The sequence below is a fragment of the Halomonas sp. SIMBA_159 genome, assembly GCF_046536035.1.
GTDB classification, from domain to species: Bacteria; Pseudomonadota; Gammaproteobacteria; order Pseudomonadales; family Halomonadaceae; genus Vreelandella; species Vreelandella venusta_A.
Window position 1 is genome coordinate 1 of the sequence record NZ_JAWJBT010000003.1, and the last position, 12,558, is coordinate 12,558.

The 12,558-nt window shown below is 54.1% G+C and carries 18 protein-coding genes; 4 read left to right on the forward strand and 14 right to left on the reverse strand.

The window, feature by feature from the left end:
• Nucleotides 1-205 precede the first annotated feature (205 nt).
• From R0J87_RS02315 to R0J87_RS02355, 9 genes are all read right to left on the reverse strand, one after another.
• The gene (locus tag R0J87_RS02315; RefSeq protein ID WP_498884118.1) at nucleotides 206-1,327 is read right to left on the reverse strand and encodes a hypothetical protein; all 1,122 of its coding nucleotides are present in this window, start codon (nucleotides 1,325-1,327) and stop codon (nucleotides 206-208) included.
• Between the two features lie 122 nt (nucleotides 1,328-1,449).
• Entirely contained in the window at nucleotides 1,450-1,818 is a 369-nt protein-coding gene (locus R0J87_RS02320) for a DUF2513 domain-containing protein (protein WP_498884120.1), read from the reverse strand.
• Nucleotides 1,819-1,934: 116 nt separating this feature from the next.
• The gene (locus tag R0J87_RS02325) at nucleotides 1,935-2,609 is read right to left on the reverse strand and encodes a Cthe_2314 family HEPN domain-containing protein (RefSeq protein WP_498884122.1); all 675 of its coding nucleotides are present in this window, start codon (nucleotides 2,607-2,609) and stop codon (nucleotides 1,935-1,937) included.
• 198 nt (nucleotides 2,610-2,807) lie between these two features.
• Nucleotides 2,808-3,128, reverse strand: a complete 321-nt coding sequence (locus R0J87_RS02330) for a DUF427 domain-containing protein (RefSeq protein ID WP_498884123.1) — start codon at nucleotides 3,126-3,128, stop codon at nucleotides 2,808-2,810.
• Nucleotides 3,129-3,230: 102 nt separating this feature from the next.
• Nucleotides 3,231-4,007, reverse strand: a complete 777-nt coding sequence (locus tag R0J87_RS02335; RefSeq protein WP_498884124.1) for a carbon-nitrogen hydrolase family protein — start codon at nucleotides 4,005-4,007, stop codon at nucleotides 3,231-3,233.
• Nucleotides 4,008-4,100: 93 nt separating this feature from the next.
• Nucleotides 4,101-4,367 carry a Txe/YoeB family addiction module toxin gene (locus R0J87_RS02340; protein WP_498884125.1) on the reverse strand — a complete coding sequence of 89 codons (267 nt, stop codon included), beginning with the start codon at nucleotides 4,365-4,367 and terminating at the stop codon, nucleotides 4,101-4,103.
• Nucleotides 4,360-4,614 (reverse strand): type II toxin-antitoxin system Phd/YefM family antitoxin, encoded by a 255-nt coding sequence (locus tag R0J87_RS02345; protein ID WP_498884126.1) that lies wholly within the window; start codon nucleotides 4,612-4,614, stop codon nucleotides 4,360-4,362. The genes R0J87_RS02340 and R0J87_RS02345 overlap by 8 nt, the downstream gene beginning before the upstream one ends.
• A gap of 82 nt (nucleotides 4,615-4,696) precedes the next feature.
• Nucleotides 4,697-5,032: a zinc ribbon domain-containing protein YjdM gene (locus R0J87_RS02350; RefSeq protein ID WP_009100498.1), complete on the reverse strand. Its 336-nt coding sequence runs from the start codon at nucleotides 5,030-5,032 to the stop codon at nucleotides 4,697-4,699.
• 98 nt (nucleotides 5,033-5,130) lie between these two features.
• Entirely contained in the window at nucleotides 5,131-5,697 is a 567-nt protein-coding gene (locus tag R0J87_RS02355; RefSeq protein ID WP_498884127.1) for a pyridoxamine 5'-phosphate oxidase family protein, read from the reverse strand.
• 174 nt (nucleotides 5,698-5,871) lie between these two features.
• On the opposite strand from R0J87_RS02355, the gene R0J87_RS02360 reads away from it, so the two are divergent.
• Complete coding sequence (locus R0J87_RS02360; RefSeq protein ID WP_404463496.1) at nucleotides 5,872-6,840, forward strand: zinc-binding metallopeptidase family protein; 969 nt, start codon at nucleotides 5,872-5,874, stop codon at nucleotides 6,838-6,840.
• A 25-nt stretch (nucleotides 6,841-6,865) separates the two neighbouring features.
• Here the strand turns inward: R0J87_RS02360 and R0J87_RS02365 are convergent, their stop codons facing one another.
• Nucleotides 6,866-7,759, reverse strand: a complete 894-nt coding sequence (locus tag R0J87_RS02365) for a dihydrodipicolinate synthase family protein (RefSeq protein ID WP_498884130.1) — start codon at nucleotides 7,757-7,759, stop codon at nucleotides 6,866-6,868.
• Nucleotides 7,760-7,805: 46 nt separating this feature from the next.
• Nucleotides 7,806-8,126 (reverse strand): hypothetical protein, encoded by a 321-nt coding sequence (locus R0J87_RS02370; RefSeq protein ID WP_404342786.1) that lies wholly within the window; start codon nucleotides 8,124-8,126, stop codon nucleotides 7,806-7,808.
• Nucleotides 8,127-8,318: 192 nt separating this feature from the next.
• Between R0J87_RS02370 and R0J87_RS02375 the strand changes: the two genes are divergently transcribed.
• Nucleotides 8,319-8,663 carry a type II toxin-antitoxin system RelE/ParE family toxin gene (locus R0J87_RS02375; protein ID WP_404463500.1) on the forward strand — a complete coding sequence of 115 codons (345 nt, stop codon included), beginning with the start codon at nucleotides 8,319-8,321 and terminating at the stop codon, nucleotides 8,661-8,663.
• Between the two features lie 10 nt (nucleotides 8,664-8,673).
• Nucleotides 8,674-8,976: a helix-turn-helix domain-containing protein gene (locus tag R0J87_RS02380; RefSeq protein WP_188639313.1), complete on the forward strand. Its 303-nt coding sequence runs from the start codon at nucleotides 8,674-8,676 to the stop codon at nucleotides 8,974-8,976.
• A gap of 78 nt (nucleotides 8,977-9,054) precedes the next feature.
• Here the strand turns inward: R0J87_RS02380 and trpA are convergent, their stop codons facing one another.
• Together trpA and trpB are read right to left on the reverse strand one after the other, a co-directional pair.
• Entirely contained in the window at nucleotides 9,055-9,903 is an 849-nt protein-coding gene (gene trpA, locus R0J87_RS02385; RefSeq protein WP_498884133.1) for a tryptophan synthase subunit alpha, read from the reverse strand.
• 20 nt (nucleotides 9,904-9,923) lie between these two features.
• On the reverse strand, nucleotides 9,924-11,141 hold the full coding sequence (gene trpB, locus R0J87_RS02390; protein ID WP_498884135.1) for a tryptophan synthase subunit beta: 1,218 nt from the start codon (nucleotides 11,139-11,141) through the stop codon (nucleotides 9,924-9,926).
• Nucleotides 11,142-11,264: 123 nt separating this feature from the next.
• Between trpB and R0J87_RS02395 the strand changes: the two genes are divergently transcribed.
• Nucleotides 11,265-12,155 (forward strand): LysR family transcriptional regulator, encoded by an 891-nt coding sequence (locus R0J87_RS02395; protein ID WP_498884136.1) that lies wholly within the window; start codon nucleotides 11,265-11,267, stop codon nucleotides 12,153-12,155.
• Here the strand turns inward: R0J87_RS02395 and R0J87_RS02400 are convergent.
• Complete coding sequence (locus R0J87_RS02400; RefSeq protein ID WP_498884138.1) at nucleotides 12,152-12,550, reverse strand: VOC family protein; 399 nt, start codon at nucleotides 12,548-12,550, stop codon at nucleotides 12,152-12,154. The two genes, R0J87_RS02395 and R0J87_RS02400, sit on opposite strands and share 4 nt — an antisense overlap.
• Nucleotides 12,551-12,558 lie beyond the last annotated feature (8 nt).

Here is a 12,558-nt window from a genome sequence, read left to right on the forward strand (position 1 = left end):
GTCGAGAGGGTACCGGCGCTGGCCCTCCTTCCTCTACTGTGTGATCCAAAGTGCTGCGGTTATTCTATGAATCCAGGGCCAAAATCAATCTTTAAGGTAATTCTGATTAACGCCTTGCTAAGAGGCGAGTAATTGTTGGCTAAAATGTGAAGCGAAGCGGAACCGAGCCAACTGTTACGAGTACTGCTTGAGCAATTTGTTAGAGCTAAAAATTACCGACCCTCACTTTATTAATAACGTCCTCATTTGATTTTTTATATTTAGATTCGTTGTTGTACACAGTTGAGCCAAAATAAGTGCCACCTGCAAATTTTATTGACCAGCCTTTATATACCTCCTTATTACCTTTTATTTCTAATTCGCCAACTCTAGCGTGGTTGGCTACATGGATCATACCGCGCCATTCAAGTTGATCATTCTCCATTTCATGGCCGTAATTTTTAATTAACATGCATTCTTTCGAGAATGATAAATTTGAAAAGATTAAACTATACTTTAATTTTATCTCTTTGTTATCCAGATGAAATCTAGAGTCGTTGTAACTTATCGCTTGCCATAGTCCACGACTTGTTTTATGAGTAAAGCCATTTTCTTGATTAAAGTATTTTACTTCAACACCAAAATAAGATGGTTCAAAACCCTCTTCTATTAAGTGATCTTTAGGAAATAAGACGTAGTCAATTCTAACATTTACATTTTCAGATAAATGAACACCATTAACTTCTGGGTAAACATAAAAGTCTGTAGCTAACTTTTCATTGAACCAATTTTTTAACTCAGGTTCGCTTGTAAACCTTTCTGTTGCTTCACGTAACTCATTGTATTTTTCTTTTTTTAAAAGAACTGTTTGATTAATCAAAGCTCGAATCGCCATTACTGAACCAAACTCGTCTTTAATATTTTCTATAAGTTGAGCCAATTTATCATTCAACTCTCCAAACTTTTTTTGTTCAGCTAAAAAAGTTGATTGACAATCTGGAAAGCCATTAATAGCGTTAGTGATTCTTAGTTCTTCATCCCATAAAGAAGAAATCTCTTCGTAGGCAATTCTATTTTTGATAGAACGTTCTTCTTCAATATTAGAATCAAATACTTTAGGCTTTTTACCATTAAGCATTTTAATAGCATCAATTTTTTTTAGTGATCCTCCGCGCTGTTCACCACATTTGTTACACTGGTAAACATAATGAGTACCACCACCAAATTCTCTTGTTTTTATTTCTTTGTGCATTTCACAATTGCAAGGCCCTGTAGCTCTCGCATTTTCCAAAGACTCTCTTTTCTTTTTAATTTCTACGAGTTTTTCAATGAGCAAGTTAGCGTCCATATTCATCCTTTAGCTCTAACGCCTTGCACAAGGGCGGTTTATCCGGAGCGAAGCGGCGGGTAAAGCGTCCCAACCCGGCGGCTTTTTGCCAGGCGATTGCTGCAACTTGTTAGATGCCATATTCACAAACCTAGCTGAGAGCGGCCTAACGATAACGCTAGCTCTTTAATCAGCGAAAACGGCACATCGGCAATAGCGCCACCCAACCTTTCTTTAACCTGAGAAGCTACAGTTTTGCTTTTCATTGAATCGTGAAACTCATGCCCAGCCCATGACAAACCGAAAGGAAGGACATTAATCAATCGTGACTCTGTTGTGGATGATACAACGGCTTCAGCATCTAGCAACCCGGCTTCGTACATTCGACGCAAATGATAAGCCACGACGCGGTCATCATAGCCATCTACCTCCATTCGCTGGATAACTGAGATATCTTCTCTTTCAGCGAGTATGTCGAGGATTTTAATGACTAACTCCATATCTCGTTTCACGGTTCAAACCCTCCTTGCATCTAACGCCCGGCTCACCGAGCAAATTTTTGTGGCGGCTTTTGTGCGGCCCTTTGCACAAAAGGTGACAGCGGAAATTTGTCCGGTGCAGCCGTTTGTTATGCTTTCCTGGCATGCGCTTCATATACAGGAAGCGCCAAGTCTAAAAAACTGTTGACGGATTCGAAAATTTTTCTTGTGTTTTCAGAAAAAATATCGAGGTGCTTAACTATTATAATAGCTGTGTTTTGTTCTATTACTTCGTCAGATAGCCCGATACTTTCAATTTCGCCGTTCAATATTAATTTGGCCTTCCGCGCTGTGTCCACCCACTCTAACTGCTGATCGGAATATTTATCATGATGGACTACTCCATTCCTTTCGATCCGATATACTGCACAGGCTTTATTGATTTTCTTCAATGCGTTATTAATGCCGAGCTTCTCAACTTTTCGATTGGTAGTGATCGCTACGTGACTAACAGACTCTTTAGCCATTTGAACATCACATAGATAGTTCGTAAAAATCAATGCGCGATCATAGACTGAACGACTTCTAATCAAATAGTTCTCAATGTGAAACTCTATATACTCTGCTATTTCATGCTCGTTTGGACTAAAACGATAAGATTGCTTTATGCATTCCTCTGCAACTTCTAACTTCTTCAATGCCGTTTTTATTGCCTTGCACGTAGCCCAGCAATCGACGTGATATTGCTCGACTTCCGTCTTTTCAGAGTCATTTCTATGAGTTCCCAGGTCGCTTAAAAAAGACTCAAATATTTGATGTGTCACACAACCCTCATGAAAAAATAACAGTGTATTAGACGGCGCGCTTTAAGAATGAGTGAACATGCTGGCACTTTGTTCCGAAAAATGCAGCCTGCCAGATTCTACCAAGGCTATGACCTTCTTAATTATAACTAGGCCACATATCCAGAACTCACGTGCCTGCTACATTTCCTCGAAATGTCCGCTCAGCGTCGAAAAGCGTCATTCGCTAACTTCCTCATAAAACGCCACCCTACCCGCAATAGCCTCCATCCCCTCAATCGGCTCCTCATAACTCCAAGCAATATCCCGCCGCTCACCCAGCGAAAAATACACTGCATGCCCTTTAAACGGGCAATAAGTGGTCGTTTCCGAAGTGCTAAGTAAGTCCATTCGCACATCTTCACGTGGGAAGTAGTGGCGCGGCGGGTAGCCGTGTTCGCGGAGTTCAAGCGTATTGGTGGCGTCGGCTAACAGAATGCCATCAACCTGCACTTGCATGCGCTGCTTGCTGGGGTGAAGCATTATGCGGGCATTCTGCATCGTGTTGTCCCTACGGCGTTGTTCGCTCTAATGCTTCGAGACTAGCAGTTAATTTAGGTTAAGCCTACCTTGCTGAATTGGTTTTTAGTCGGTAACTGATACTTAGCTATGTAAGTTAGTCATCACTTCCACGCTATCACTTATGTCTCTGTGGTGAATGCGGCACAGCACTAAGCTGGGCTGCGTGCCGTTAGCTGTCACGGTTAGCTCCCCTGCTGCGTTCCAGCCACCGCTATTGCCACAGGTTTGCCAGCCACCCGTGGCGGAAACGTGGTTGGCGAGCAGTACCGGCAGTTGATGGCGCTTTGCGATGGCGGCGAGCAGCTCGGCATCTTTTGTATAGCCGCCTGGGGAGATCAGCGCGCTGGCGAGATATACGTCCGCCTGTTGGGCGGCGGAGGTGGCAGCATGGTTTGGGTGGGTGAAGTCGGCGCAAATGGCCAGGGCGATTCGGGTGCCGTTTACGTTGATGAGGCCGCTTTCATGGCCTGGGGCACAGTAAACCTCCTCCCCTTCGTGAAGGTGCTGCTTTAGGTAGAAGGTATGTTCGCCATTGGGGAAGCAGATCACCGCGGCGATGTAGGGTTTGCCGTGAGGGTTGTGCAGTGGGCAACCTGCTATTACCACCGTGTTATTGGCTACGGCAGCGGCGGTGAGGGCGGCAAAGGTGGCATCGTCGCGGGGCATAGCCAGTTGGCTGAGTAGCGCCAGCTCGTAACCGGTCAGCGAGAGTTCGGGAAAGGCCACCACGTTGGCCCCCAGCGCGGCGGCGCGTTCTATGTAAGCCAAGTGTGTTTCGAGGTTGTCGTCTACCGCTGCTTTGATAACTGGCAGTTGGGCGAGTGCAATGGTGATGGGGGCTGGTGTGGTAGCTGTCATTTTTGTCCACTTAGCTGGCTGGGTGCAGGCACAGTCGCGGGCTAAACCCACCTCCCACTGCTGGCTCAATCTCGGGGCCGATTCAGCTACGGGCTAATAGTGATAGCGGCAAGAAATGACAGTGATCGCGTGGTGATCGACTGCATAAACAAGCCGATGAGTATCGTCTATACGTCGAGACCAAAAGCCCGCTAGGTTTCCTTTTAAGGGCTCTGGCTTGCCGATTCCCTCAAAGGGAGAGCGCTTTACATCGTTTATCAGCTTATTAATGCGCTTAAGGGTTTTCTTATCCTGCGCTTGCCAATAGACGTAGTCGTTCCAAGATTCATCTGTCCAACACAACAGTCGCTGACTACTCATCCATTAACTCACGTGCGCTTGTTTGGCCAGCACGATATTGCGCTATTGAGCGGTTAAGGTGTTCAGCATTATTAGGTGAACTAAGCAGGTGCACTGTTTCCATTAGGCTATTGTAATAATCCAGTGACATCACAACGGCATCTTCCGCATCCCTGCGCGTGATCACGGTGGTATCCGCATCATTAACGACGCCATCCAGCACAGCTTTCAAGCCATTCCTCGCTTCTGTAAAAGACACGATTTTCATACACGCCTCACATGTACTATTTAGGGTACAAGTCTAGCCGTTGCCCGCAAACCTGTACAGCTAATAAGACAGAACGACTGCTTCAAGCCTTTTTCACGAACTGCGCAGTCACCATCATGTCGCCTGCGCCGTCTACTTTGCAGTCTAGCTGGTGGTCTTTGCCCTCTTTTAGCCGTTTGATGACGGCTTTGGTGCCGATCTTGAGCACTTGGGAGCTGCCTTTCACCTTGAGGTCTTTGATCAGCGTGACCTTGTCACCTTCGGCGAGCGGCGTGCCGTTGGCATCCGCCACGTTCACGGCCTCTTCGGCGGCGGCTTCTTCAGGGTTCCATTCGTGGGCGCATTCGGGGCAGATGAACAGGCGTTGATCCTGATAGACGAATTCCGACTGGCAGCGGGGGCATGGCGGGCAAGACATAAGCAGTGGCTTCTGTGGTGAATGAGCGGGTGATGATACTGAGCCAGGGCGGCCTTGGCGACTGGGGCGTGGCGGTGGCCGTTTGCGTTGCTAGTGCGTTAGGGAACCACCCACTGCCCTGCCCAGTCGTCTTCACGCGTAAACAGGGCGCGTCGGTGCTGCGGGCCTAGGTGCAGCGCATCGATGGTGTTGACCTGGAGTAACAGCACGGCGAAGGCCTGCTGATCTGGCGTTTTGGTGTACGCCAGCGCATCGGTAATAGGCTCGCCAGGGGCAGGGCCGCTGCTGTACGCACTTTGCGAGTGTCCAGGCACGCGCTGCCAGTGTTCGCGAGCAGCATTGCCCGTTAACACCGTCACGCTTGCCTCAATACGCGTTTGCAAATGGGCAGTGGCATCCCATACATGCAGCGCGGCAACGGGCGTGGTGTGTAGTGCCCTCACCTTATCTGAATGCACATCCGTATATAGCGTGAGTGTGGCGGCCTGTTTGTCTGCGCCGCGCAGCACCACCGTGCGTGCCTGAGGCATGCCGGCTGGGCTGACGGTTGCCAAGGTAGGATGCCGCGCGGGTGCGTGGCGGTCGTGTACGCCGCGAATCAAGCGTGCCCACAGGTGGTCGTGAAGCTGAGGCAGCGTTTCGGCCCAAGGGTGGCGAGGTTGCATAACATGTCACCTTTAGCTGTGCGTCGTTGTTAGGGAAGATCAATTTACCATTGCCTCACGGCGCGAGTGGCAGCGTGTGGGTTTATCGCAATAGAGCATGCCTGCAATCGCCGTTGGCGTCCCCTGGCTTCGGCTCCTAGACTGAAGCTTCGTTTCTCTTGAGATACCCGACCTATGCGCGTTTTTTCTAATCCGGTCGGTGCCGGTTCACTTTGGTTTGATAATTTGGTCACGGCGGATGGTGTGCCGGTGGCCTACGACCCCCAGGCGCGGGCGTTTATTCCCATGCCGCCCTTCTGTGCCAACCGCGACGTGATTGGCTGTAACTGGATTGCCCCGAAGCAGGGCGAGTTCTGCCGCGCCTGCGCGATGACCGCCCTAGCCCCAGACCCTTCCATTTCCGATGCGATACCTAACTGGGCGCAAACCGAGGCGGCCAAGCGCTGGGTGATTGATAACCTGGGCCGCTGGCACTGGTTTCGCCCGGAAGACCCCGGCGCGCCGCCGGTGTTTCATATGCTGGCGGAAGGCGACACCCCGGTGCCCATGGGGCACGTGGGCGGCGTGGTAACGATTAGCGTGGCGGAAGCCGATGCCGTGCTGCGCACCACCCGCAAAGAGGCGTTAGATGAGCCCTACCGCACCATGATTGGCCATATGCGCCATGAAATTGCTCATATGCTGTGGTGGCGGCTTAGCCTGCGGGAGGATTTTCTGGATGCCTTCCGCGAGATGTTTGGCGATGAGCGGGAAGATTACCCGGCGGCCTTGCAGCGCCACTACCAAAACGGCCCGCCTGCGGATTGGCACACGCGGTTTCTCTCCACCTATGCGTCTTCCCACCCCCACGAGGATTGGGCGGAAACCACCTCGCACCTGTTGCACTTAACCGATATCACCGATAGCTTTGTGTCGTCGGGCATGACCTCGCCCGTGCTACCGGATGACCATAACTGGGATGCCTACGCTGAACCAGATTCAGAGCGGCTGATTCATATTGCGGCATCCTTAGTGGCGGGCGTGAACCATGTAAACCGTTCGATGGGGCTGTCGGATCTTTACCCGTTTGTGCTTTCCGAAGTGGCGCTGCGCAAGCTGGCGTTTGTTCACAACTGGCTGCGGCGCGGTGCGCAAGGGCTGTAGCCACTTGCGCTTTGCTTGATGCGGGTTAGTGAAGGCCCAGCGTTTCAATCACTGTTGCCACCTGTTGGCGAGCTTCCCCTTGCAGGGTGTTCAGCGGTTGGGGCAAGCAGGGGGCGCTAGCGCGACCGGTGAGTTCAGCAATGGTCGCCGCCACCCGCAGGCTGCCGCCGTATTCGTGATACAGCGCCCATAGCGGTGCTAAGGCGTCTGAACGGGTTTGGGCCTGTTCGGCGTCGCCCGCTTGGGCGGCGCGGGTGAGCGCTAGCGCTAATTCTGGGTAGAGCCCGCCAATCACCGAATACCACGCCTCGCAGCCTGCCAGCAGGCCCGTCGCGGCGGCGGGGTCGCCGCTGATGCCGATGGTTACATCATCAGGAATCAGCGCCCGCAGCCGCGCCACGCGGGCTTTGGCGTCTTCTAGGTTATTGGGCACTGGCGGAATTTTAATCGAGCGCACCTGGGGCAACTCGGCAATGCGCCCGTGCAGCTCGTCGCTGAACGTAAAGTGCGTGGTGCCGGGGTTGTCGTACACGCACAGCGGCACGCTGATGGCGCGGCTGACGGTACTGAACAGGTTGAACACATCGTCATCGGTCAGTTTTTGGTACGACACAGGCGCTAACAGCAGCCCACTCGCCCCGGCCTGCTGGGCATGTTCGGCATTGGCCAGCACATCGCGAGTGCGCAGCGCACCAATGCCCACCACCACCGGCACCCCCGCCGCACTCTCCACGCTCAGCTTGGCCATCCACGCCCGCTCTTCCACGCTTAAATAAGCGTAGCTACCGGTAGAACCCAGCACGCCAATGGAATCCACCTGCGCTTGGGCCAAACGGGCCACTAGCTGGGTAAATTCCTTCTCGTTGATGCCCTGCTCATTCATGGGGGTTAGCGGAAACGCACTCAGGCCGGTAAACATGGGGTGTCCTTGTAGGTGGTTGTTTGCACGAGGCGGCTATTCAGCACTACTGCCCAAAGCTAAGGCCCAAGCGCAGCGCTTGCAGGCTATCGAGCTGTACCGTGACCTCATCGGACCACAGCGGGTGGCCTTGCACGCGCACGTTGACCGCTGCCTGGGAGCCACGATACCCCACGGTAACGGCGATATTGGTGCTGTCGCTCACCGGGGCCAGCCAGTCGTACTCGACGTTATCCACGCTTACCGATGAAAGCCCACGGGCTTCTAACTGCTCCTCGACTTCCTTCTCAACCACCACACCGTAGTAGACATAGAGTCCTGCGTAGCCCAGCCCCAGCAGTACCAGCAATGAAAAGAGCTTGCCCATTATTTGCCTCTGTTTGTGTCGTCGTGGCGCGTTGCCGCCACTATTAAACCTGGATGATGCCTGTTTTCTAGAAACAGCGGCAAGTGGAGCGTGGTGGTTTCGTATCCACAAATTCACACAATCTTTTCAGAAACACCACTTGAAAATAGGCGATAGCCTATATAGCTTATAAGCTATACCAGGGAGGGTGTTATGTGGTCGATTGAACAAACGCCAATTTTTGAAGAGTGGTTTTTCTCGCTTGACGATGCTGACCGTGAGAATGTGCTGGCTTCAGTGCTCTTATTACAAGAACGCGGCCCTATGCTATCTCGACCGCATGCCGATACAGTGAAAGGCTCGCAGTTTGCCAACATGAAAGAGTTGCGAATTCAAAGTTTTGGTCGACCGCTTAGAGCTTTTTTTGCGTTTGACCCGACTCGAACAGGCATCATTTTATGCGCTGGCGACAAGGGTGGGAACGACAAACGGTTTTACGATGAGATGATACCGGTAGCGGACCGTGAATACGCGGCGCATCTGGAAACGCTGAAGTGAGGTGAGCATCATGGCAAGAAAATTAGAAGACTTGCTGGCGCAGGAAAAGCCGGAGGTGGTAGCAGCGGCTAAGGCGAAAGCAGGCGATATGCTGCTTGACATTAGACTTGCCGAAATTCGGCTGCTGGCAGAAAAAACCCAAGCTGACATTGCCGATGCCATGGGCGTAAAACAACCAACGATTGCAGGACTTGAGAAGGTAGGCCAGGACATGCGCCTTAGCTCTCTAAAACGCTACGTCGAGGCACTGGGTGGCCGTGTTCGCGTTGATATTGAGCTACCCGACGGTAGCCATCACGGCTTCCCTGTCTGACTTTTGCCTAAATCTTTCATAACCTTATACAAACAGAGCGAGCCATTGCCCGCTCTGTTTTTTTGATACGGCTTCCCATCAGGCTGGCAAACTTGCGTGCTCCTCATGGGCTTCTCGACACCCTCTCACGCTTTCCGCCAGTTCTTTCACCAGCCCATGCACCCGCGTCACGGCGTCATCACCGCTGCTGGCGTGTTCGATGCAATCTACCAGCGCAGAACCTACTACCACGGCGTCGCTGAAGCGGCCAATGGTGGCGGCCTGTTCGGCAGTGCGAATGCCAAAGCCTACGGCGATGGGTAGCGGCGTGTGTTCACGCAGCTGATTAACGGCGCTTTCTAAACGCTCGGGCGTGGGGGCGCTGCCGCCCGTCACCCCCGCCACGGAAACGTAGTAGATAAACCCGGAGGCGTTGGCCAGCACTTTGGGCAGGCGCTTGGCATCGGTGGTGGGCGTGGCTAAGCGGATAAAATCGATGCCGTGCTGAGCGGCGGGCTGGCACAGCTCTTCGTCGTGTTCGGGCGGTAGATCCACCACGATCAGCCCGTCTACCCCGGCCTTGGCGGCATCGGTTAGAAAACGCTCGACGCCGTAGCAGTAAATCGGGTTGTAATAGCCCATCAGCACGATGGGGGTAGTGTTGTTTTGTGCACGGAACTGGCGCACCATTTCCAGCGTTTTGGCTTGGGTCTGGCCGTTTTCCAGCGCGCGCAGGGCGGCTTTTTGAATGGCGGGGCCATCGGCCATGGGGTCGCTGAAGGGCATGCCGAGTTCGATGATGTCCACGCCTGCTTCCGGTAACCCGTGCAGCAGGAGGCGGGAGGTCTCGGCGTCCGGGTCGCCTGCGGTGAGGTAGCTGACCAGCGCCGGGCGGTTTTGCTGTTTGAGCGTGGTAAAGCACGCTTCAAGACGAGAGATATTAGTCATGTCGTTCTCCTGTAGCGCGCTCATACGTTTTTTACTCCGAACTTATCCCCCAGATGATGGGCCACGCTCATCATGTCTTTATCACCACGGCCACTGAGGTTGACCACCATCAGGTGCTCGCGGGGCAGCGTCGGCGCGCGCTTAGCCACTTCAGCCAGGGCGTGGGCAGTTTCTAGTGCGGGGATGATGCCCTCTTGGCGGCAGCAGATTTGGAACGCTTCCAGCGCTTCGTCATCGGTGGCGGAAACGTACTCGACCCGCCCTTGCTCGTGCAGCCAGGCGTGTTCGGGGCCGATGCCGGGGTAGTCCAGCCCTGCGGAAATCGAGTGAGCGTCGATAATCTGACCATCTTCGTTTTGCAGCAGGTAAGTACGGTTGCCGTGCAGCACGCCGGGGGTGCCGCCGTTCAGGCTGGCGGCGTGCAGGCCGCTGTTAACGCCTTTGCCTCCTGCCTCCACGCCCACCATGTGGACACTTTCATCATCAATAAACGGGTAAAACAGGCCCATGGCATTAGAGCCGCCGCCCACGCAGGCAATCAACGAATCCGGCAGGCGGCCCTGCTTTTCAAGCATTTGGGTGCGAGTTTCGTGGCCAATCACCGCTTGGAAATCGCGCACCATGGCTGGGTACGGGTGCGGGCCTGCCACGGTGCCAATGATGTAGAAGGTGTCGTCGACGTTCGTTACCCAGTCGCGCAGCGCTTCGTTCATGGCGTCTTTGAGCGTGCCGGTGCCGGAGGTGACCGGCACGATCTCCGCGCCCAGCAGCTTCATGCGGAAAACGTTGGGCTGCTGGCGTTCGATGTCGGTGGCGCCCATGTAAATCACGCAGGGCAAACCAAAACGCGCAGCCACGGTAGCGGTGGCAACGCCGTGCATGCCTGCGCCGGTTTCCGCGATGATGCGCTTTTTGCCCATCTGCTTAGCCAGCAGCACCTGACCAATGCAGTTGTTAATCTTGTGCGCGCCGGTGTGGTTAAGCTCTTCACGCTTGAGATAAATGCTCGCGCCGCCGAAGTGCTCGGTAAGGCGCTCGGCAAAGTAGAGCGGGCTGGGGCGGCCGACGTAGTCGCCCTGAAAATAGGCGAGCTGGCGCTGAAAATCCGGGTCGTTTTTGGCGGTGGTGTACTCATCCTGCAGCTCAAGAATCAGCGGCATCAGGGTTTCAGCGACAAAGCGGCCACCGAAACTGCCAAACAGCCCGTTGGCATCAGGTAGGCTTAAAGGTTTGTTCATCACGACCTCTGCGTTTTGGGTGCGATTTAGGGTTGTGATGACGTTAGCGCAGGCAGGCGGGAAGAAAAATCGATAAGATGGCAATTACCTGTGAGTTTTACGCAACTATTTGAAGAGGCACCCATGCAACACAGCCTGCCGCCCTTAAGCGCTCTGCGCGCCTTTGAAGCCACCGCCCGGCTAGGCAGTGTGACCGCCGCCGCCGATGAGCTAAGCGTGACCCACGGCGCGGTAAGCCGCCAGTTAAGGACCCTGGATGAGCATTTTGGCGTGGCGCTGTTCACCAAAGCTGGGCGGGGTCTAGTGCTCACTCACCACGGTGAACGGTTGCAAAGCGGCGTGGGGGAAGCCTTCGCTAAACTCAGGGATAGTTGCACCCGGCTCAAGCATGAGGTGGAAGAAGCGCCGTTTACCCTGGCCTGCCCCGGCAGCCTGCTGGCCCGCTGGCTGATTCCCCGTTTAGACCGCTTAAACCAGGCGCTGCCGGAGCTAAAACTTCAGGTAGTAGTGAGCGATTCTGAGCAGCCCGGCCAGCCGGAGACCAGCGCAACACTGGCCTTTTTCGAGCCACCTTGGCCTGACGAGGGCGAGCTAATTGCACTGATGTCTGAGGAAATTTGCGCCGTGGCCAGCCCACATTTGGCGGATGCGTGCCATACCTCTCATCCCGCATCGCTGTTTACCAACAAACTGCTTTATACCGCCTCACGCCCCCAAGCGTGGCCCCAGTGGGCAGACGCCCAAAGGCTCGAAACCGCCGCATTGAAAACAGCCCTCCAACAGGGCCAAGGCTTTGCGCACCTGTACTACCTCATAGAGGCTGCCGTGGCGGGCCTGGGGGTCGCCATCGCCCCGAAGCTACTCGTAGAAGATGATCTCAAAAGCGGACGGCTTGTCGCCCCTTGGGGCAGCATCGAAACCCCGGCCAGGCTCTGCCTGTGGCTGCCCAAACACGCCAATGCCCGCCGCAGCGAAGCGCTAGCTGATTGGTTGCGAAAAGAGCTGGAGGGCTAGAGCCCTACCCGGTGTGGGTACACCACAAACGCCAGCTTGTTGCCATCCGGGTCGCGGACGTAGGCGGCATAAAAGCCTTCCCCGTACTGTGGCCGAAAGCCCGGCGCGCCTTCGTCGCTTCCGCCGCTTTCCAGGGAGAGGTGATGCAGCGTGTCGACTTCTTTGATGTCGGTGAACTGAAAGGCGGTCATGGTGCCGTTGCCCACGGTGGCCTCGTGGCCGTCGAAGGGGTGGCCCACGAAGTATTGGGGTACGTTGACATCGTCCGGGTCACCAAACGAGACGCAGCTGTCATCCTGCCAGCAAATATCCAACCCCATGGCATTGAACAGCGGCGTGTAAAATTGCAGGGCACGCGCGAGATCTTGTGTTCCCACCATTGTATAGGCCAGCATGCGCGCTC

Excerpts from the sequence above, each read along its gene's own strand:
- R0J87_RS02315 (WP_498884118.1), bottom strand. The coding sequence starts at position 1,327 with ATGGACGCTAACTTGCTCATTGAAAAACTCGTAGAAATTAAAAAGAAA.
- R0J87_RS02330 (WP_498884123.1), bottom strand. The coding sequence starts at position 3,128 with ATGCAGAATGCCCGCATAATGCTTCACCCCAGCAAGCAGCGCATGCAA.
- R0J87_RS02335 (WP_498884124.1), bottom strand. The coding sequence starts at position 4,007 with ATGACAGCTACCACACCAGCCCCCATCACCATTGCACTCGCCCAACTG.
- R0J87_RS02340 (WP_498884125.1), bottom strand. The coding sequence starts at position 4,367 with ATGAGTAGTCAGCGACTGTTGTGTTGGACAGATGAATCTTGGAACGAC.
- R0J87_RS02345 (WP_498884126.1), bottom strand. The coding sequence starts at position 4,614 with ATGAAAATCGTGTCTTTTACAGAAGCGAGGAATGGCTTGAAAGCTGTG.
- R0J87_RS02350 (WP_009100498.1), bottom strand. The coding sequence starts at position 5,032 with ATGTCTTGCCCGCCATGCCCCCGCTGCCAGTCGGAATTCGTCTATCAG.
- R0J87_RS02355 (WP_498884127.1), bottom strand. The coding sequence starts at position 5,697 with ATGCAACCTCGCCACCCTTGGGCCGAAACGCTGCCTCAGCTTCACGAC.
- R0J87_RS02360 (WP_404463496.1), top strand. The coding sequence starts at position 5,872 with ATGCGCGTTTTTTCTAATCCGGTCGGTGCCGGTTCACTTTGGTTTGAT.
- R0J87_RS02365 (WP_498884130.1), bottom strand. The coding sequence starts at position 7,759 with ATGTTTACCGGCCTGAGTGCGTTTCCGCTAACCCCCATGAATGAGCAG.
- R0J87_RS02370 (WP_404342786.1), bottom strand. The coding sequence starts at position 8,126 with ATGGGCAAGCTCTTTTCATTGCTGGTACTGCTGGGGCTGGGCTACGCA.
- R0J87_RS02375 (WP_404463500.1), top strand. The coding sequence starts at position 8,319 with ATGTGGTCGATTGAACAAACGCCAATTTTTGAAGAGTGGTTTTTCTCG.
- R0J87_RS02380 (WP_188639313.1), top strand. The coding sequence starts at position 8,674 with ATGGCAAGAAAATTAGAAGACTTGCTGGCGCAGGAAAAGCCGGAGGTG.
- trpA (WP_498884133.1), bottom strand. The coding sequence starts at position 9,903 with ATGACTAATATCTCTCGTCTTGAAGCGTGCTTTACCACGCTCAAACAG.
- trpB (WP_498884135.1), bottom strand. The coding sequence starts at position 11,141 with ATGAACAAACCTTTAAGCCTACCTGATGCCAACGGGCTGTTTGGCAGT.
- R0J87_RS02395 (WP_498884136.1), top strand. The coding sequence starts at position 11,265 with ATGCAACACAGCCTGCCGCCCTTAAGCGCTCTGCGCGCCTTTGAAGCC.
- R0J87_RS02400 (WP_498884138.1), bottom strand. The coding sequence starts at position 12,550 with ATGCTGGCCTATACAATGGTGGGAACACAAGATCTCGCGCGTGCCCTG.